This window comes from Rhizobium sp. RU36D, assembly GCF_900176345.1.
Classification (GTDB): Bacteria; Pseudomonadota; Alphaproteobacteria; order Rhizobiales; family Rhizobiaceae; genus Allorhizobium.
Window position 1 is genome coordinate 1 of sequence record NZ_FWXU01000032.1, and the last position, 18,657, is coordinate 18,657.

Sequence of the window (18,657 nt, forward strand, 5' to 3'; positions counted from 1 at the left end):
CACCGATCACCTCCTCAGACCCCCGCCAGACAAACCCAAAAACCACAACCAGTTGGTCTTCAAATGGACCGGAAATTAAACCGGACAGCAGTGGGTCAAGCCCGACCATGACGTCGTGAATGGGGTGCCCGACAGCGATCGACAGGGACCCAAGAACCGGCACTGTCTTCAAGACACCACTAGCACTTTTCCGCACCTCAGATGTCGAAGAACACCGTCTCGTTCTCACCCTGAAGGTGAATGTTGAACGTATAGGTCTTGCCTTCCCTTTGAGCGATCAGCGTGGGCACGCGAACCTTGTGCTCAATGCGCGTCAGGATCGGGTCCTCGGCATTAGCCGCTTCTTCGTCACCGAAATACATGCGGGTCTGAAGACCGATATTGATGCCGCGGGCGACCACCCAGAAGGTGATGTGGGGCGCCATCAGGCGGCCGTCGCGGAAGGGCACGCGGCCGGGCTTGATCGTTTCGAAAACAAACTCGCCGGTCGCCATGTCGCCGGGGCAGCGGGCCCAGCCGAAGAATTCGGGATCGGCCTTGCCGCGGGTCTCCGAGGGGCTCTGGTAGAAACCATCGGCATCGGCCTGCCAGATCTCAATCAGCGCGTCCTTCAGCGCCGTTCCGGTGCCGTCGAAGACGTAGCCGCGGACCGTGATGCGCTCGCCCTTGGTCTTGTCGTTATAGAGCGGGCCGGAACCGAGATCGGTTTCGAAAATGCCATGGATGCCCGAGAAATTCGGCGTGCAGCCGATATGGACGTAGGGACCAGCGGTCTGGGAGGCCGATTCCTTGAGATAGCCGAGCGGTTGGACCATGTCAGTTGCCCTCCTTGCGGTTTTCGAAGAATGTCGAGCGGCGGCCGCGCAGCACGATGTCGAACTTGTAGGCGCGCATGTCGTGCGGGATGGTGTTGTTCATGTCCAGCGGCGCGATCAGGCGCTTGATCGCCTCCTCGTCCGGGATCGTCTTGACGATGGGACAAATCCAGATCAGCGGATCGCCCTCGAAATACATCTGGGTGATCAGGCGCTGGGCAAAACCATGGCCGAAGACCGAGAAGTGGATATGGGCCGGGCGCCAGTCATTCACACCGTTCGGCCAGGGATAAGGACCGGGCTGGATGGTCTTGAACCAGTAATAGCCGTTTTCATCCGTGATGGTGCGGCCGACGCCACCGAAATTCGGGTCGAGCGGTGCCAGATAGGTTTCCTTCTTGTGGCGATAGCGGCCGCCGGCATTGGCCTGCCAGAACTCCACTAGAGCGCCATCAACGCCCTTACCGCGCTCGTCCAGCACGCGACCATGCACCAGGATACGCGGACCAACAGGCATTTCGCCGGGCTTGGCGTAGTTCAGGATCAGGTCGTTGTCCAACTCGTTCAGCATGTTGTGGCCGAAGACCGGGCCGGTGATCTCGCTCTTGGTGCCGTCGAGCGAGAGCAGGGCGCGCTGCGGCGAGCGCAGCACCGAGGTCTTGTACCAGGGGGTATAGGCGGCGGGATGCATATCCCGGTCGCGCTGAAAGAAGCCGCCCGTCTCGGGCATCGTATTCTTCATCGTGTCTCCTCCACGTTCTGTTCCTGCTCCATCTGCTGCAGGGTAGCCTTGGCGATCTTGATGGCGTGGTTGGCGGCCGGGACACCCGCATAGATGGCCACATGCAGCATGGCCTCCATGATGTCTTCCTTCGTCGCGCCGGTATTTGCGGTGGCCCTGACATGCATGGCCACCTCGTCGTGATGCCCAAGGGCCGCCAGCAGCGCGATCGTCACCATGGACCGCTCCCGCTTGGTCCAGTGGGGCCGGGACCAGACATGGCCCCAGGCCGCCTCGGTGATCAGGTCCTGGAACGGCTCGTCGAACGGCGTCTTGTTCTTCTGCGCCTGGTCCACATAGCTTTCGCCGAGGACGCTGCGGCGCGTTGCCATGCCTTCAACGTATCGTGCGGATTTTTCCTGATCACCCATGCCGGCTTTTATCCCTTCTTGATGAATGTTTGCAGCAGTGCGGCCAGCTTTTCCGGCTGCTCGACGCAGGGAATGTGGCCGCAGCCTTCAATGATCTCCAGCTTTGCCCCCGGAATGGCCGCAGCTGTTGCACGGATCAGGTCCGGCGGGGTGGCACCATCCTGGTCGCCGCCGATGCACAGCACCGGCACGGTGATGGTGGCGGCGCCATCGGAGTAATCCGTATCCCGGATGGAGGCGCAGGTGCTGATGTAACCCTGAGCCGGCTGCCGCTCCATCATAAGGCGATAGCCGCCCAGTTCATCCGGCCGCTCCTCATGGAAATCAGGCGTGAACCAGCGCTGCATGACGCTTTCGCCAATGCTGGCCAAGCCACCCTTTTCGACGGCCTCGATACGCGCATTCCAGGTATCGGCCGTGCCGATCTTCGGCGCTGTATTGGAGAGCACGAGCTTCTTCACCAGTTCGGGACGCTTCTTCCAGAGACCCTGGACGATGAGGCCCCCAACGGACAGGCCGACAAAGGTTGCCTTCTTGATTTCGAGATAGTCGACGATGCCGATCAGATCATCGACCAGGTCATCCATGGTGAAGGGACCATCGCCCAGACCTGTCAGGCCATGGCCGCGGCTATCATAGAGCAGGACCGAGACATCGTCGCTCAACTCATCGAACAGCGGCAGCCAGATGCGAAAATCGGTTCCGAGCGAGTTCGAGAAGACCAGGAGATTCCTGGCGTTAGGCTCGCCGATCAGTTCGTAATGGACGGTGATACCGTTGATTTCAGCGAATGCCATGGGTTTTTCCTCTCCTGATCAGGACGTTATTCGATGCATTTTGATCGGTAAAATGATATTTATGCCCAAACCCATAACCAAACTGGCATGAATTGTGGATTCTAGGGTCAAGTTCAGACATCTTCAGACCTTTCTTGAGGTAGCCCGGCAGCGCAGTGTCGGCAAGGCGGCGGATGCGCTCGCCATCACCCAGCCCGCGGTGTCGCGCACGCTACGCGAACTGGAGGAGATCCTGGGTGCTCCGCTTTTCGAAAAGGACGGGCGCGGCATCCGCCTGTCCCATCTCGGGGAGATTTTCCTGCGCCATGCGGCGGAAAGCCTGGCGGCCGTGCGGCGCGGACTGGATTCGGTGGCGCTCGCGCAGCGCACGGAGGGGCCGCCGGTCCGGATCGGGACGCTGCCGACGGCCTCTGCCACCTTCATGCCCGATGTCGTCGCGCAGTTCCTCGCCGCTGGCACCGGCAGCCAGGTGACCATCGTCTCCGGCGATAACAAGGTGTTGCTGGATGGATTGAGGACCGGAGACCTGGACATGGTCGTGGGGCGCCTGGGGGCGCCTGAGCGCATGGCGGGGCTGACCTTCGAGCCGCTTTACAGCGAGGAAGTCGCGATCGTCGTCGGCCTTCATCATCCGCTGGTGGCGCGTCGCAATTTCACGCTAAGCGCGCTTGCCGACTATACCGTCCTGATGCCGCCCCATGGCTCGGTCATCCGGCCGTTCGTGGACCGGCTGTTGCTGACTCACGGCATTCCGGAATTGCCGCGCACCATCGAGACGGTATCGGACCCGTTCGGACGCGCCTTCATTGCCAGGCACGACGCCGCCTGGATCATCTCGCGCGGCGTGGTGGAGAACGACCTTGCGGAGGGACGTTTCGTCGCGCTGCCCGTCGACATGAGCGAAACGCGCGGCGCGGTCGGCCTGACCATCCGGGCCGGCCTGGAGCCAAGCCCTTCGCTTGCGCTGATGCGACAGGTGATCCGCGACCAAGTCGCGGCCCGCTCCGGCCGCTTCTGACGGCGTCGGGCCTGCCGTCAGTGGGCCTCATCCCAATTGTGCGCCGCGCGGGCATCGACCTTCAGCGGTACCTTCATGAAAATGGCCGGCATGGCGGCATGCTCCATGACCTGGACCACGAGCGGCAGTGTCGCCTCGATCGCCTCGTCCTCGACTTCGAAGATCAGTTCGTCATGGACCTGCAGCAGCATGCGCGCACGCTCTGCAAGACCGGCCTCGACCAGCGCCGGCTCGACGCGGATCATGGCGCGGCGAATGATATCGGCGGCCGAGCCCTGGATCGGCGCATTGATCGCCGCACGCTCGTTGAACGCTCTGACAGAAGGATTGGAGGAGCGGATTTCCGGGTAATGCGCCCGGCGGCCGAAGATCGTTTCGACATAGCCCTTGTCCCGTGCAAAGGCCTTGGTCTGCTCCATGTAGTCCTTGATTCCTGGGAAGCGCTCGAAATATTTCTTGATGTAGTCCCCGGCTTCCGACCGCTCAATCGACAATTGGTTGGCGAGGCCGAAGGCCGAAATGCCGTAGATGATGCCGAAATTGATCGCCTTGGCCCGGCGTCGGACTTCCGACGGCATGCCTTCAACCGGTACGCCGAACATTTCCGATGCCGTCATGGCATGAATGTCGATACCATCGGCAAAGGCCTGGCGAAGCTGCGGAATGTCGGCGACATGGGCGAGCACGCGCAGTTCGATCTGGCTGTAGTCGGCAGAGAGCAGCTTGTGGCCCGGCGTAGATATGAAAGCCGTCCTGATCTTGCGGCCTTCCGCCGTGCGAATCGGGATGTTCTGCAGGTTCGGCTCTGACGAGGACAGACGGCCTGTCGTGGTCGAGGCCAGCGCATAGGAGGTATGGACCCGCTTGGTCTGCGGATGCACATAGCCCGGTAGCGCATCGGTATAGGTGGATTTGAGCTTGGTCAGCTGGCGCCAGTCGACGATCTTGCGCGGCAGCGGCATTCCCTCAGCGGCGAGATCCTCCAGCACGGAAGCCGAGGTGGACCATTGCCCGGTCTTGGTTTTCGATCCGCCCGGCAGCCCCATCTTGCCGAACAGGATGTCGCCGAGCTGCTTGGGCGAGCCGATGTTGAAGCGTTCGCCGGCCAGACCATAGACCTCGTCCTCGACGGCGGCTGCCTTCTGGGCAAGCTCGCCTGACAAGCGCGACAGGATCTGCCGATCGACGGTGATCCCGCGCTCCTCCATGCGCGCCAGCACCGGCACCAGCGGCCGCTCCAGCCGTTCATAGACAGTGGTCAATCGGTTCGCCGCCAATTGCGGCTTCAGCACCAGCCAAAGCCGTAGCGTCACATCGGCATCCTCGGCGGCATAGGCTGTCGCCCGGTCGATATCGACGAGATCGAAAGTGACCGAGGACTTGCCCGTGCCGGCGACGTCCTTGTAGGCGATCGGCTTGTGGCCGAGCCAGCGTTCGGACAGGCTGTCCATGCCATGGGTGCCCTTGCCGGCTTCCACCACATAGGACATGAGCATGGTGTCGTCGAAGCTTTCGATCGTGATGCCGTAGCGCAGCATCAGCAGGTAGTCGTATTTCAGGTTCTGGGCGATCTTCAGGACGGATTTGTCTTCCAGCAGCCCCTTCAGCTCGGCGAGCGCATCGCCAAGGGGGATCTGTCCCTCGGCCAGACCGCCGCCGAGCAGGTCTCCATGTCCGGTCTTGTGCAGCAGGGGCACATAAGCCGCCTTGATGCTGGTCTTGCTGGCCGGCACGGTGTTGTCTACCAGCGCCAGCGAGAAGCCCACCAGTTCCGCCTGCATCGGATCCAGGGAGGTGGTTTCGGTATCGAAAGCCACGACCCCAGCCTCGGACGCCAGGGTGATCCAGAGCTTCAGCGTTTCCAGGTCACGGATCGTGGCATAGGAGGTAACATCGATCGGCTGGCTGCCGAAGGCCTCGGCGCGCGCCTTGGCGAGATCCGCCGGCGTCAGTCCGTCATCGCCGCCCTTCTCTTGGGCCTCGGAAGCCACGACGGCGACATCACCGGCCTTGGCGACAGGCACTCCTGTCCCGGCAGCATCGAGATCGGGACCATGGGCGGTATCGGCGCGCTCGACCGGCACATCCGCCGCCTCGACGGCGCTGGCATCGGCACCCGTTGCCTCGGCAACGCGGCGGGTCAGGGTCGTGAATTCCATGGCCTTGAGGAAGGCGATCAGCTTCGGCCCATCCTGCGGCTCCAGCGTCAGGGCATCAAGAGCCATGTCCAGCGGCACGTCGGTGCGCAGTTCCACCAGCTTGCGCGAAATGCGCGCGAGTTCCGCATTGGCGATGATGTTTTCGCGGCGCTTCTGCTGCTTGATCTCGCCGGCGCGGGCCAGGAGTGTTTCCAAGTCGCCGAATTCTTCCAGCAGCTGGGCTGCGGTCTTGGGGCCAATACCGGGAATGCCGGGCACATTGTCGACGGAATCGCCGACCATGGCCTGAAGGTCGATCATCTTTTCCGGCGGCACGCCCCATTTCTCGATGACATCGGGAATGCCGATCTGCTTGTCCTTCATCGCGTCGTACATATGCACATTCGGCGTGACGAGCTGCATCAGGTCCTTGTCGGAGGAGATGATGGTGACGTCCGCGCCGATCGCCTCGGCGGCGCGGGCATAGGTTGCGATGATATCGTCGGCCTCGAAACCCTCGGTTTCGATGCAGGGCAGGTTGAAGGCGCGGGTCGCATGGCGGATCAGGCCGAATTGCGGGATAAGATCTTCCGGCGGCGCCGAGCGGTTCGCCTTGTAGAGGTCGTAAAGCTCATTGCGGAACGTCTTCGAGGAATAGTCGAAGATGACAGCGAAATGGGTCGGCGTCACGCCCACGTCGGTATTGCGGGCATCCCGCAACAGCTTCCACAACATGTTGCAAAAGCCAGAGACCGCATTGACGGGCAGGCCGTCGGACTTGCGGTTCAGCGGCGGGATGGCATGGAAGGCACGGAAGATGAAACCGGAGCCGTCCACGAGGAAGAGATGATCGCCTTTTTTCATGGGCAATGGATAGCGCGGGCGATCACGAACGTCCATCTAAACTTGGTTGCTGCATAATTCCTCAAATCGGAATCGATACAAGGTGAATTATGCAGCAGATATAAAGTCCTACAGTGAACCTTTGTGCGCCATACCTGGCGCACGGCGCTGTAGCCCACAGCGGCCGCTATCACAGCAACGTTACGAATTTGTAATCCGTGTTTCCCTTGAAAAAACACATTTCGCCGCTCATTTCATAGTCACCGGCGCCTGATCACGCCGCGGTTTGATGAAGGCTCGTCCCCCGCCGACATCAAACATGGACAAAGGCCTAATCCCCCCTCTCCGGGCCTTTGTTCTGCTATTGCAAGCCGTCATGGCCCGCCCCCAGGCCATGGCGGCCTTGCTGTTTTTGGGCGGCACCCTTCCGACCGCCAAATGCGCCCGCCCCGTACAAAAAAAGGCAGGCTGAAAATTGCATCGCTAGCAGTTGAATATTGTTCGAGGGGCCAAATCGGCTTATCCAGTTAACATGAGCTTCAACCGCACGGATTCGCCGACTTATCTAGCCAGTCAGCTGGCGCGGGGCTTCTCCCGGGCGCTGCAGATGCGCGCGGCGCGGCTTGGCTTTTCTCCCGGCCAGTTTCCCATCCTGCTGGAGCTTTGGACCGAGGAAGGCCTCACGCAAAAGCAGCTTCTGGAACGCGTCGACGTCGAGCAGGCGACCATGGCCAATACGCTGGCCCGGATGGAGCGCGACGGCCTCATCGAGCGCAAGCCGCATCCCAAGGACAAGCGGGCGCAACTGGTTTATCTGACCGACAAGGCGCGCTCCATGAAGGACGAAGCGCTGGCCGCCGCCGCAGAGGCCGACCAGTCGCTGTTCCAGGGCTTTCGCCGGTTCGAAAAGGAACTGATGCTGGAATATATCCGCTGGGCGATCGAGAACGCCCGCAAGCTCTGAAGCTTCAGCCAGCAGATTCTCATGCCCCTCCCTCGCATCTCGGACAGCTTTGAACTATCGTCCGCGCAAATCAGTGCAGCCTGGGATTATGAGATGACAGATATTTCCGCCGTACTCGCCAGTGCCGATCAGGCGCTGGATACAAGCCTCGAGCGGCTTTTCAACCTCGTCAAGATCAAGTCGATTTCCACCGATCCGGCCTACAAGGCGGAGTGCCGAAAGGCGGCCGAGTGGCTGGTGGGTGAGCTCAACTCCCTCGGCTTTGATGCCTCCGTCCGCGACACGCCTGGTCATCCCATGGTCGTGGCCCATCACGCTGCGGCCACTGCCGAGGCACCCCATGTGCTGTTTTACGGTCACTACGACGTCCAGCCTGTCGATCCGATAGAGCTCTGGGAGGACGACCCCTTCGACCCGAAGATCAAGGAGCTTGCACCGGGGCGCAAGGTGATCACCGGCCGGGGCACCTCTGACGACAAGGGCCAGTTGTTGACCTTCCTGGAGGCCTGCCGCGCCTACAAGGCGGTCAAGGGCGGCCTGCCGATCAAGGTAACGATCCTGTTCGAAGGCGAAGAAGAGTCCGGCTCGCCATCGCTCAAACCCTTCCTGGAAGCCAATGCCGCGGAATTGAAGGCCGACTATGCGCTGGTCTGCGACACCAGCATGTGGGATCGCGAGACGCCGGCCATCGCGGCCGCCCTGCGTGGTTTAGTCGGCGAGGAGATCGTCGTGACCGCTGCCGACCGGGACCTGCATTCCGGCCTGTTCGGCGGCGCGGCGGCCAATCCGATCACCATCCTCACCCGCATCCTGGCCGGGCTGCATGATGAGACGGGCCGCATCACCCTGCCGGGTTTCTACGATGGCGTGGAAGAAACACCCGCCAATATCAAGGCATCCTGGGACACGCTTGGCCGCACGGCAGAGAGCTTTTTGGGCGAAGTCGGCCTCTCCTTGCCCTCGGGCGAGAAAGGCCGCTCCGTGCTTGAACTGACCTGGGCAAGGCCGACCGCCGAGATCAACGGCATCATCGGCGGCTATACGGGCGAAGGCTTCAAGACGGTCATTGCCGCCAAGGCATCCGCCAAGGTGTCGTTCCGGCTGGTCGGCGATCAGGATCCCGCCAAGATCCGCGAGAGCTTCCGCGCCTATGTCCAATCGAAGATCCCGGCGGATTGCTCCGTGGAGTTTCACGCCCATGGCGGTTCGCCCGCCATCCAGCTGTCCTACGATTCACCCGTTCTGACCAAGGCCAAGAATGCCCTCTCGGATGAATGGCCGAAGCCCGCCGTCGTGATCGGCATGGGCGGCTCGATCCCGATCGTCGGCGATTTCCAGAAGATGCTGGGCATGGACTCGCTGCTCGTCGGCTATGGCCTGACGGATGACCGCATCCATTCGCCCAACGAGAAATATGACCTGATGTCGTTCCACAAGGGCATTCGCTCGTGGATCCGCATCATGGATGCGCTGTCGCGCTGATATTAAGGCTTGAAAACAAAAAGGCCGGGGAAACCCGACCTTTTTCTCCCCGGTTCGACACCTCTGCCAGTACATCCGTGGTCAGAGGGGAACCGAGTGATCGACTGCTGCAACCTGGAACCTGAGTTCCCGTGCAGCTGATGGATCGATCTTCATACGCAAGGGTTAATATAACGTTAAACCTTGCGCGAGAGTTGCGATATTTCATCGCCTGTGCACCATATGGGGGTGGCTGCGGGTGCATTCAATGGCCTCATCGGCCATTTTTGTGCCGGTTTGACGCAGTGCACCCTGACATCGACAGCAGTAACCCCAGAGTGCTTCCATGAGCCTTCAGTCCGTCCAAGCCTACTTCGCCGCGAGAGCGCCAGACATCACCGTCATTGAAACCGAAGCCTCTTCGGCGACGGTCAGCCTTGCGGCAGAAGCCCATGGCGTGGAGCCCGATCAGATCGCCAAGACGATCTGCGCGAGGGTGGGCGATACCGTGATGCTTGTGGTCACGGCGGGAACGCGACGGCTGGACAACAGGAAATTCAAGGACCAGTTCGGCGCCAAGCCCCGCATGCTGGGCGGCGACGAGGTGGTGGCGCTAACCAGCCATCCGGTCGGCGGCGTCTGCCCCTTCGGCCTGCCCTCGCCGCTTCCCATCTATTGCGATGTGTCGCTGAAGGCCTTTGACGAGGTGGTGCCGGCCGCCGGTGCGACGAACTCGGCCGTGCGCATCAGTCCGCAGCGCATGGCGGAACTGACCGGCGCCACCTGGGTCGATGTCTGCCAATAAGGCGTCAGGGCTGTTCGCGCGTGCCCGGGGACGCTTCGCGCTGATCGGCGTCTTCCATGTCAGACTTGACCAGAAAGGCGTCGGTGTGCTGCCGCGCCGCTTCCCGGATCGCGTCGAGATTTGGAACGTCATCGCCGCCGATCTCTCGCTCAGCGTCTGCCCAATGGGTGTCGTGCTGGCCGTCAGGCGAGCCCGCAGCTTGCCACATCGCATAAGCGCGTTCGCGGATTCTCGTTTCTCTTGCCTCGTCCATGACAGTCTCCTTGCTGGTTACGAGATTTCGGGGAAACAACCTGCGGGCCTCGCGAATGTTCCAGAGCGGTGCGCGTCGCGGCCTGATGGGCGAAAGCCTACACGAATTCTTAAGCCCTTGTTAACGCCCCCTTAAATCGCCGCATTTAGAGTTCAGGTGAAGCTCCGGCCAGCCGGAGCGGCGCGGACTGCGCGCCTTCTAGGACCGACAATCCGGTGTGCCATCCTGGCGCCCGACAATGCGGACGGGACAAGAGAGCAGCGCGATGGCGACACGAGCCAGACCACGCGAAAGGGTCGAGCCCACCTTCGACGGAAGGCGGGACGATTCCGATTTTCGGCTCGATGCCGACGATCGCGTGGCGGGATACGGAAAGGCCAAGCGTACTTCGGCAAAAGGCGGCGGGGCGAGCATGGGCAAATCTGGCTCCAAGGCCAAGCGTGGGCGCAAAAAAAGCGGCCGAAGCTTTATCGGCTCCCTGGTTTATTGGAGCCTGGTTCTGTCCATCTGGGTCGGCATCGGCTTGGGCGGCGTGGTGCTGTTCTATGGCGCACAGATGCCCAATGCCAGCACCTGGGCGATCCCCGAGCGCCCGCCGAATGTGCGCATCGTCTCGATGGAAGGCGATATCATCGCCAACAGGGGGATTACCGGCGGCGAAGCTCTGTCGCTTGACGAGATGTCACCCTTCCTTCCGGAAGCCGTGATCGCCATCGAAGACAGGCGCTTCTATTCTCATTTCGGCGTCGATCCGCTGGGGCTTGCGCGCGCCCTGATCAACAATGTGACCAAGGGCAATGCCACGCAGGGCGGCTCGACCATCACCCAGCAGCTGGCGAAGAACCTATTCCTTTCTCCCGACCGCACCCTGGAGCGCAAGGTGCAGGAGGTGCTCCTGTCCTTCTGGCTGGAGCACAAGTTCAGCAAAGACCAAATCCTGGCCATGTATTTGAACCGGGTCTATTTCGGTTCGAATGCCTATGGCGTGGAGGCGGCATCGCGGCGCTACTTCAACAAGTCGGCGCGCGAGGTCAATCTGGGCGAGGCCGCCCTTCTCGCAGGTTTGCTCAAGGCACCCTCGCGGCTCTCGCCGGCGCGTGATCCTCAGGCCGCGCAGGACCGGGCACAGGTGGTGCTGACGGCGATGAGCGAGGAGGGGTTCATCTCCGCTGCCGAGATCAAGACCGCCATGTCGCAGCCGCCCACCCGCGCCAAGAGCTACTGGTCCGGTGCCGGCCAATATGTGGCCGACATGGTGATGGATGACGTCAAGTCGCTGATCGGCAAGATCGAGACAGACCTGATCGTCGAGACGACCATTGATCTCGACCTGGAGAAAAAGGCGGAAACCGCGCTGGTCGAGGTGCTCTCCGGCGAAGGCCGCAAGCTCAACGCCTCCCAGGCCGCGCTGGTGTCGATCGACGGCACGGGGGCAATCCGCGCCCTGGTGGGTGGCGGCGATTATGCCACCAGCCAGTTCAACCGGGCGGTCAAGGCCAAGCGGCAGCCGGGCTCGGCCTTCAAGCCCTTCGTCTATGCCGCTGCCCTCGAAAACGGAGCGACACCTGGCTCCGTGCGCAACGATGCGCCGATCCGGATCGGCAAATGGACGCCGGAGAACTATGACGAGAAGTATCGCGGCCCGGTGACGCTGTCCGATGCGCTGGCCAATTCCCTGAACACCATTGCGGCGCAGCTGGTGATGGAGGTCGGGCCGGACCATGTGATCAAGGTCGCCCATCGGCTGGGGATCGAATCAGAGCTTCAATCCAATGCGTCGATTGCGCTTGGCACGTCGGAAGTGTCCCTGCTGGAACTGACCTCGGCCTATGCGCCCTTCATGAATGGCGGCTACAAGGCAACGCCTCACGTGGTGCGGCGCATCAAGACGCCCGAAGGCAAGATTCTCTATGACGGCGACTTCGCCAATCCGCCGAGAGTGCTCAATCCGACCGTGGTGGGCGCCATGAACCAGATGCTGTCCCGTGTCTTGACAGATGGCACCGGTCATAACGCCCGCATTGCCGGATGGCAGGCGGCCGGCAAAACCGGTACGACGCAGTCGTTCCGCGACGCCCTGTTCGTTGGCTACACCGCCAATCTCGCGACCGGAGTCTGGTTCGGCAATGACGACGGGCAATCGATGAAGAAGGTGACGGGTGGCGGCCTGCCGGCAAAGGCCTGGCATGGCTATATGACGGCCGCGCTCAAGGGTGTTTCGCCCACACCGCTCAAGGGCGGCGATGCCTTCCCCGCCCCTCCGGCAACCGATTCGGCCAATGACGATCCGCTGATGACGCTGATCTCCAATGTGTTGAACGGCGGAAGCGGCGAAACCAAAGGCCGCACCAGCTATCCGGCCCCGCCTGCCCCCGTGGGGAACCGCCCGGCCGACGATCCCGTGACGTCGTCCACCGGTCCTGTTCCGCCCATGGATGTGGGTTCCAGCGCCCCTGTCCCCACGCCGCACCGCACCACGCTTCTTGATGTGATCATGGGCAATTGAGCCGATCGAGGCGCCGGGATAGGCAAGCATGCCCTGCGCAAGGCCGGGGTGGTAGCTCCACGGCCAGCCGGGGCCGTCTGCCGCCTGAGAATGGCCAGGGAGACGGGCGCCCAATCCGTTCTTTTTACTCGCTTTGCATGGATTTACCGCCTTGCAGTCGGAAAATCCGCTTCTTATATACGCCGCATAGACGCAGCCCGGCTGCGTAAACCAGTGACCATCCACGTCGAGGGGCTGTCAGGGAAATGCCCGGTTGGGGTTCCGACAGCCTGCTTCAAGGAGAGAATGACATGGCTAAAGTAATCGGTATCGACCTTGGAACGACCAACTCCTGCGTTTCCGTCATGGACGGCAAAGACGCGAAGGTCATCGAGAATTCCGAAGGCGCACGCACAACGCCTTCCATGGTGGCATTTTCCGACGATGGCGAGCGCCTCGTTGGCCAGCCGGCAAAGCGCCAGGCCGTCACCAACCCGACCAACACGCTGTTCGCCGTCAAGCGCCTGATCGGTCGCCGTTACGACGACCCGACCGTGGAAAAGGACAAGGGCCTCGTTCCCTTCAAGATCGCAAAGGGTGACAATGGCGATGCATGGGTCGAAGCCCAGGGCAAGCCCTACTCCCCCGCACAGATCTCCGCCATGATTCTCCAGAAGATGAAGGAAACGGCGGAAGCCTATCTGGGCGAAAAGGTCGAAAAGGCCGTCATCACCGTTCCCGCCTACTTCAATGACGCGCAGCGCCAGGCAACCAAGGATGCCGGCCGCATCGCGGGTCTGGAAGTCCTGCGCATCATCAACGAGCCGACCGCCGCAGCGCTGGCCTATGGCATGGACAAGAAGGAAGGCAAGACCATTGCCGTCTACGACCTTGGCGGTGGTACCTTCGATATCTCGGTCCTCGAAATCGGCGATGGCGTCTTCGAAGTGAAGTCGACCAACGGCGACACCTTCCTCGGCGGTGAAGACTTCGACATGCGTCTCGTCGAATATCTCGCAGCCGAGTTCAAGAAGGACCAGGGCATCGACCTGAAGGGCGACAAGCTGGCCCTGCAGCGCCTGAAGGAAGCCGCCGAAAAGGCCAAGATCGAGCTCTCGTCTTCGCAGCAGACCGAAATCAACCTGCCCTTCATCACGGCAGATGCGACCGGTCCGAAGCATCTGACGATGAAGCTGACCCGCGCCAAGTTCGAAAGCCTGGTCGACGACCTGATCCAGCGCACCGTAGCGCCTTGCAAGGCCGCCCTCAAGGACGCCGGCGTGACCGCCAGCGACATTGAGGAAGTGGTTCTCGTCGGCGGCATGAGCCGCATGCCGAAGGTCCAGGAAATCGTCAAGCAGCTGTTCGGCAAGGAGCCGCACAAGGGCGTGAACCCGGATGAAGTCGTTGCCATGGGTGCAGCGATCCAGGCCGGCGTTCTGCAGGGCGACGTCAAGGACGTTCTGCTGCTCGACGTGACCCCGCTGTCGCTTGGCATCGAAACGCTGGGTGGCGTCTTCACCCGTCTGATCGACCGCAACACGACGATCCCGACCAAGAAGAGCCAGACCTTCTCGACGGCCGAAGACAACCAGAACGCCGTGACGATCCGCGTATCGCAGGGCGAGCGCGAAATGGCACAGGACAACAAGCTGCTCGGCCAGTTCGACCTGGTTGGCTTGCCGCCTGCACCGCGCGGCGTTCCGCAGATCGAAGTGACCTTCGACATCGACGCTAACGGTATCGTGCAGGTTTCGGCCAAGGACAAGGGCACCGGCAAGGAGCAGCAGATCCGCATCCAGGCCTCCGGTGGCCTCTCCGACGCCGACATCGAGAAGATGGTCAAGGATGCCGAAGCCAATGCCGAGGCAGACAAGAAGCGTCGCGCAGCGGTGGAAGCCAAGAACCAGGCCGAAAGCCTCATTCACTCGACCGAGAAGTCGGTCAAGGAATATGGTGACAAGGTTTCCGAGGCCGACCGCAAGGCGATCGAGGATGCCATTGCCAGCCTGAAGACCGCGGTTGAAGCCTCCGAGCCCAATGCCGAGGACATCCAGGCCAAGACCCAGACGCTGATGGAAGTATCCATGAAGCTTGGTCAGGCGATCTACGAAGCCCAGCAGGCTGAAGGCGGCGAAGGCGGAGCAGGCGCAGGCGGCAAGGACGACGTCGTTGACGCAGACTATGAAGAAGTGAAGGACGAAGACGCGAAGAAGTCGGCCTGATGAACAGGCCGAAGCAGCGCTTCGCCACTCACGTCATAACGAGACTGGCCCTCGGGCCGGTCTCTCTTGTGCTTGCGCTAGGCGGGGTGGCTACGGCTGCTCCAGCGGCAGCGGATATGCGCCAGGCCGAACAGGTGTACCGCAAGGTCATTGACGCGGAAACGAAGCTGGCCAAGGCGCTGACTGCGAAGGACGGACGGGCGATTGCCGCCGTCGCCGATGGGCTCGGCCCCATCATCGAAGGGGCAATGGCGCGGCAGAAAGCCGGGCAAAAGGCTTCCAGCTGCGAACTGGCGGCCCATTCCCTTGCCTTCCTGGCTGTCTCGGCGGCGGGTAGCCTCACTTATACCGGCGAGGCAAAACGCCTGCTCCTGGGCGATGCCCGGACCGCGGCAAGCAATTTCAAGACTGACGTGATCGCCTGCGAAGGCTATGTTGGCCAAAAATCGGGTAACCACACCAGCGTGGAAAAAGCCCTGAGAGCTTTGTAGGACCATGGCAAAAGCTGATTTTTACGAGACCCTGGGGGTCAGCCGGACAGCAGACGAGAAGGAGCTGAAGAGCGCCTTCCGCAAGCTGGCTATGAAACTGCATCCCGACAAGAATCCGGGCGACGCGGAAGCCGAGAAGAAGTTCAAGGAAATCAACGAAGCCTATGAGACCCTGAAGGACCCGCAGAAGCGGGCGGCCTATGACCGCTTCGGTCACGCGGCCTTCGAACAGGGCGGCATGGGTGGCGGTGGCGGCGGCTTCCAGTCCGGCGGCTTCTCCGACATCTTCGAAGATATCTTCGGCGAAATGATGGGCGGTCGCGGCGGCGGACGCCAGCGCTCGACGGGTGGCCGCGAACGCGGCGCCGACCTGCGCTACAACATGGAAATTACGCTCGAGGAAGCCTTTACCGGCAAGACGGCGCAGATCCGTGTACCGACCTCGATCACCTGCGATCTCTGCACCGGTACCGGCGCCAAGCCGGGCACCAAGCCGACCACCTGCGCAACCTGCCAGGGCTCCGGTCGGGTGCGCGCGGCGCAAGGCTTCTTCTCGATCGAGCGGACCTGTCCGACCTGCCACGGCCGCGGCCAGACGATTGCTGATCCCTGCACCAAGTGCCACGGCCATGGTCGCGTCACGGAAGAGCGCTCGCTGTCGGTCAGCATTCCCTCTGGCATCGAGGACGGCACGCGCATTCGCCTGCAGGGCGAGGGCGAAGCCGGCCTGCGTGGCGGACCCGCTGGCGACCTCTACATCTTCCTGTCGGTCAAGCCGCACGAGTTCTTCCAGCGTGACGGGGCGGATCTCTATTGCTCCGTGCCGATCTCGATGACGACGGCAGCGCTCGGCGGCACCTTCGACGTGGTAACGCTGGACGGGACCAAGTCGCGCGTCAGCGTCCCAGAAGGCACGCAGCCGGGCAAGCAGTTCCGCCTGAAGAACAAGGGCATGCCGGTGCTGCGCTCGGCGCAGACGGGCGATCTCTATATCCAGATCCAGATCGAGACGCCGCAAAAGCTGACGAAGCGCCAGCGCGAGCTGCTGCAGGAGTTCGAGCAGTTGTCATCGAAGGAAAACAATCCGCAGTCGACGGGCTTCTTTGCCCGCATGAAGGACTTCTTCGACACGCTCAGCGACTGATTGAACGATCGCTATAGGAAAAATCAAAGGGCCGGGCAGCAATGTCCGGCCCTTTTGCGTTTGATGCGGGTCAGGCGATGGCAGGGCGCGGCGCGCGGACGATGAACCAGCCGAAATGCTTCTGGATGGTCGGGGCGATGAAATAGACGATGCTGAAGACCATGATCGGCGCCAGCAGCAGCGTGCGCTCCCACAGCGGCCAGCCCTCGGTCAGCGGCATCAGGATGTAAAGAATGGCGGTGACAAAGGGATAGACGACAGCGAGCATGATCAGGGAGAGACGCAATTTCGAGGGTTGCGGACGGGAGGCGATAGGGGACATGGGATAGCTCCATAAGAACGGTACGTTTCGTTTATATCGAAACGATACGTTTCGTTCAAGCTCCATTCGTGCTATCCTGCAAAAAAATTCTGGAGGCAAATCGATGACGATGGAGACAGACGAGCCGACACGCCGCACGTCGATTGGATCGCAGCGCAATCCCGCAAGCGAGGAGGCAATATTGACCGCTGCCGAGCAGATCCTGCGTGACGGTGGGCTGGGCGCCTTTTCGATCGAAAAGGTGGCAAAGCTCGCCAAGGCCGGCAAGCCGACGATTTATCGCTGGTGGCCATCGAAGGCGGCCTTGCTGCTCGATGTCTACCACCGGCAAAAGAACGTACCGCATCCGGACACCGGCAGCATCCGCGGCGACATGGAGCAGTTCGTTTCGGGCCTACTGACCTTCTGGCAGCAGGAAGCGGGCGGTGCGATCTTCCGATCCGTGGTCGCCGAGGCGCAAAGCGATCCGGCCGCACTGGACGCCCTGTCGCAATATTATGCAGATCGGCGCCGCCAGAGTTCACAGATGCTGGTTCGGGCCAAAGAGCGCGGCGAGATCCGGGCGGATGTCGATGTCGAACTGATCACGGAGATGCTGTCGAGCTTCGCCTGGGCACGGCTGTTGACCGGTCGACTGGATTGCCGCGAGGAAGACATCGCCAAGCTGGTCGATGCCATCCTGTCGGGAATAGCAAAAGCTCAATAATGCGGCGGTTTGGTAATGGGCGGCGCTTCGCCGGCCATTTCCTCGAACGTGGCAAAACGAACGAGAAGCCATTCCAGCTTGGCACGTGTCTGGTCCACCACCTTCCATTGGTCCGCAAGCTGGTCGGAAAGGTCTTCGATGATCCTGGCCTGATGCGCCACGGTCTCCTCCAGCCGGGTGATGCGGTCGTCCTGGTCAGCCATGCGTTCATTCCCGTTGATGACAGCAGTTCCATGCCCAAAGCCCCTCGCGGGGTCAATGGCCTCAGCGCCCAACGCTCTGTGCCTGCCGCAATTGCGGAGGCAAAACCCGTCGCTTAGAGTCTTTCAGGGTTAACTAGAAGCGTTCTGCCGGAGCAGGTTTTCGTCAGGGCAGAGGCGATTGGCGACGGGCATACCCTTGGGTCAAGTCCGAGCCGATCGCCTCTGATCCTGGCGGAAAGATGCCCGGCCCTTCGGGCTGGCTGAAACGGGCCGCCTGGTCGACCGACCGGCTTGGCCGTAGAGCCTGGCTACGACGCGCGCCGGTCGGTCGACCATCCGACTCCGTTTGAGCCAGCAGAATGCTTCTATTTAACCCTGAAAGGCTCTAAATCTAACGCTGCTTCTTCTTTTTATAGGGCATCAGCATGACGGCTGAGGCCGTGACCGCGGCGGCGAAGGTGAGTGCGAGCGGCAGGGCGATCATCAGGGCCGGAAGGATCGGGGCGCTGCTGCGACTGAGGTGCTTGGCCAGGCCGCCGATATCCAGCCAGATCAAAGCACCCGCCACTGCCAGCCCAAGGCCCATGCCAACAAGCGCATTGAGCCCCAGGAAGCGCAGCATGTCCCAGTGGTCCTGCCGGGCCTCTTCCGGGGTCAGATCCTCGTCGTGCCGATGCATGGCATGCCTCGCTTCCCTCATACTCCGAAGTCTAGCGCAGGTCAGGGACCGGGTCCATGGGACCAAAAGTCATGGGCGCGGTCGCCAATCCGAAAAACCATCGCCAGACTTGCCTCTGTTACCCTTTCAGCCTAGTTCATGGCTGCTGACCAAACG

General features: G+C 61.7%; 17 protein-coding genes and 1 pseudogene. 9 read left to right on the forward strand and 9 right to left on the reverse strand.

The window, feature by feature from the left end; translation table 11 throughout:
• Positions 1-197 precede the first annotated feature (197 nt).
• From pcaG to pcaD, 4 genes are read right to left on the reverse strand one after another with little or no spacing between them, the layout of a single operon-like run.
• Positions 198-815 (reverse strand): protocatechuate 3,4-dioxygenase subunit alpha, encoded by a 618-nt coding sequence (gene pcaG, locus B9A97_RS26015; RefSeq protein ID WP_084368749.1) that lies wholly within the window; start codon positions 813-815, stop codon positions 198-200.
• A 1-nt stretch (position 816) separates the two neighbouring features.
• Positions 817-1,557, reverse strand: a complete 741-nt coding sequence (gene pcaH / locus B9A97_RS26020) for a protocatechuate 3,4-dioxygenase subunit beta (RefSeq protein ID WP_084368750.1) — start codon at positions 1,555-1,557, stop codon at positions 817-819.
• Positions 1,554-1,967: a 4-carboxymuconolactone decarboxylase gene (gene pcaC / locus B9A97_RS26025; protein WP_084368751.1), complete on the reverse strand. Its 414-nt coding sequence runs from the start codon at positions 1,965-1,967 to the stop codon at positions 1,554-1,556. The genes pcaH and pcaC overlap by 4 nt, the downstream gene beginning before the upstream one ends.
• An 8-nt stretch (positions 1,968-1,975) precedes the next feature.
• Positions 1,976-2,764, reverse strand: coding sequence for a 3-oxoadipate enol-lactonase (gene pcaD / locus B9A97_RS26030; protein ID WP_084368752.1), 789 nt, complete (start codon positions 2,762-2,764; stop codon positions 1,976-1,978).
• 91 nt (positions 2,765-2,855) lie between these two features.
• On the opposite strand from pcaD, the gene pcaQ reads away from it, so the two are divergent.
• The gene (pcaQ, locus tag B9A97_RS26035; RefSeq protein ID WP_084368753.1) at positions 2,856-3,782 is read left to right on the forward strand and encodes a pca operon transcription factor PcaQ; all 927 of its coding nucleotides are present in this window, start codon (positions 2,856-2,858) and stop codon (positions 3,780-3,782) included.
• Between the two features lie 17 nt (positions 3,783-3,799).
• On the opposite strand, the gene polA is transcribed toward pcaQ, so the two are convergent.
• Positions 3,800-6,784, reverse strand: coding sequence for a DNA polymerase I (gene polA / locus B9A97_RS26040; protein WP_084368805.1), 2,985 nt, complete (start codon positions 6,782-6,784; stop codon positions 3,800-3,802).
• Between the two features lie 511 nt (positions 6,785-7,295).
• Between polA and B9A97_RS26045 the strand changes: the two genes are divergently transcribed.
• The 3 genes from B9A97_RS26045 (at position 7,296) to B9A97_RS26055 (ending at position 9,993) form a co-directional block, all read left to right on the forward strand.
• Positions 7,296-7,727 (forward strand): MarR family winged helix-turn-helix transcriptional regulator, encoded by a 432-nt coding sequence (locus tag B9A97_RS26045; RefSeq protein WP_084368754.1) that lies wholly within the window; start codon positions 7,296-7,298, stop codon positions 7,725-7,727.
• Between the two features lie 93 nt (positions 7,728-7,820).
• Entirely contained in the window at positions 7,821-9,209 is a 1,389-nt protein-coding gene (locus B9A97_RS26050) for a M20/M25/M40 family metallo-hydrolase (protein WP_084368806.1), read from the forward strand.
• Between the two features lie 325 nt (positions 9,210-9,534).
• Complete coding sequence (locus B9A97_RS26055) at positions 9,535-9,993, forward strand: YbaK/EbsC family protein (protein ID WP_084368755.1); 459 nt, start codon at positions 9,535-9,537, stop codon at positions 9,991-9,993.
• Positions 9,994-9,997: 4 nt separating this feature from the next.
• Here B9A97_RS26055 and B9A97_RS26060 read toward each other — a convergent pair.
• Positions 9,998-10,237, reverse strand: a pseudogene (locus B9A97_RS26060) (DUF2934 domain-containing protein); the annotation flags it as partial.
• Positions 10,238-10,511: 274 nt separating this feature from the next.
• On the opposite strand from B9A97_RS26060, the gene B9A97_RS26065 reads away from it, so the two are divergent.
• The 4 genes from B9A97_RS26065 to dnaJ all read left to right on the forward strand — a co-directional run bounded on the left by B9A97_RS26065 (position 10,512) and on the right by dnaJ (position 16,591).
• The gene (locus B9A97_RS26065; protein ID WP_084368757.1) at positions 10,512-12,752 is read left to right on the forward strand and encodes a transglycosylase domain-containing protein; all 2,241 of its coding nucleotides are present in this window, start codon (positions 10,512-10,514) and stop codon (positions 12,750-12,752) included.
• A 290-nt stretch (positions 12,753-13,042) separates the two neighbouring features.
• Positions 13,043-14,956 carry a molecular chaperone DnaK gene (gene dnaK, locus B9A97_RS26070; RefSeq protein ID WP_084368758.1) on the forward strand — a complete coding sequence of 638 codons (1,914 nt, stop codon included), beginning with the start codon at positions 13,043-13,045 and terminating at the stop codon, positions 14,954-14,956.
• On the forward strand, positions 14,956-15,447 hold the full coding sequence (locus B9A97_RS26075) for a hypothetical protein (protein WP_143530719.1): 492 nt from the start codon (positions 14,956-14,958) through the stop codon (positions 15,445-15,447). Before dnaK ends, B9A97_RS26075 begins: the two co-directional genes overlap by 1 nt.
• 4 nt (positions 15,448-15,451) lie before the next feature.
• A complete protein-coding gene (gene dnaJ, locus B9A97_RS26080; RefSeq protein ID WP_084368760.1) occupies positions 15,452-16,591 on the forward strand; it encodes a molecular chaperone DnaJ in 1,140 nt (379 codons plus the stop codon).
• 70 nt (positions 16,592-16,661) lie between these two features.
• Here the strand turns inward: dnaJ and B9A97_RS26085 are convergent, their stop codons facing one another.
• Positions 16,662-16,913 (reverse strand): hypothetical protein, encoded by a 252-nt coding sequence (locus B9A97_RS26085; RefSeq protein WP_084368761.1) that lies wholly within the window; start codon positions 16,911-16,913, stop codon positions 16,662-16,664.
• 103 nt (positions 16,914-17,016) lie between these two features.
• Here B9A97_RS26085 and B9A97_RS26090 point away from each other — a divergent pair, with 103 nt between their 5' ends.
• The gene (locus tag B9A97_RS26090; protein ID WP_084368762.1) at positions 17,017-17,619 is read left to right on the forward strand and encodes a TetR/AcrR family transcriptional regulator; all 603 of its coding nucleotides are present in this window, start codon (positions 17,017-17,019) and stop codon (positions 17,617-17,619) included.
• On the opposite strand, the gene B9A97_RS26095 is transcribed toward B9A97_RS26090, so the two are convergent.
• Positions 17,613-17,822, reverse strand: a complete 210-nt coding sequence (locus B9A97_RS26095) for a SlyX family protein (protein ID WP_084368763.1) — start codon at positions 17,820-17,822, stop codon at positions 17,613-17,615. The two genes, B9A97_RS26090 and B9A97_RS26095, sit on opposite strands and share 7 nt — an antisense overlap.
• A gap of 391 nt (positions 17,823-18,213) precedes the next feature.
• The gene (locus tag B9A97_RS26110; protein ID WP_084368764.1) at positions 18,214-18,501 is read right to left on the reverse strand and encodes a hypothetical protein; all 288 of its coding nucleotides are present in this window, start codon (positions 18,499-18,501) and stop codon (positions 18,214-18,216) included.
• Between the last annotated feature and the right edge of the window lie 156 nt (positions 18,502-18,657).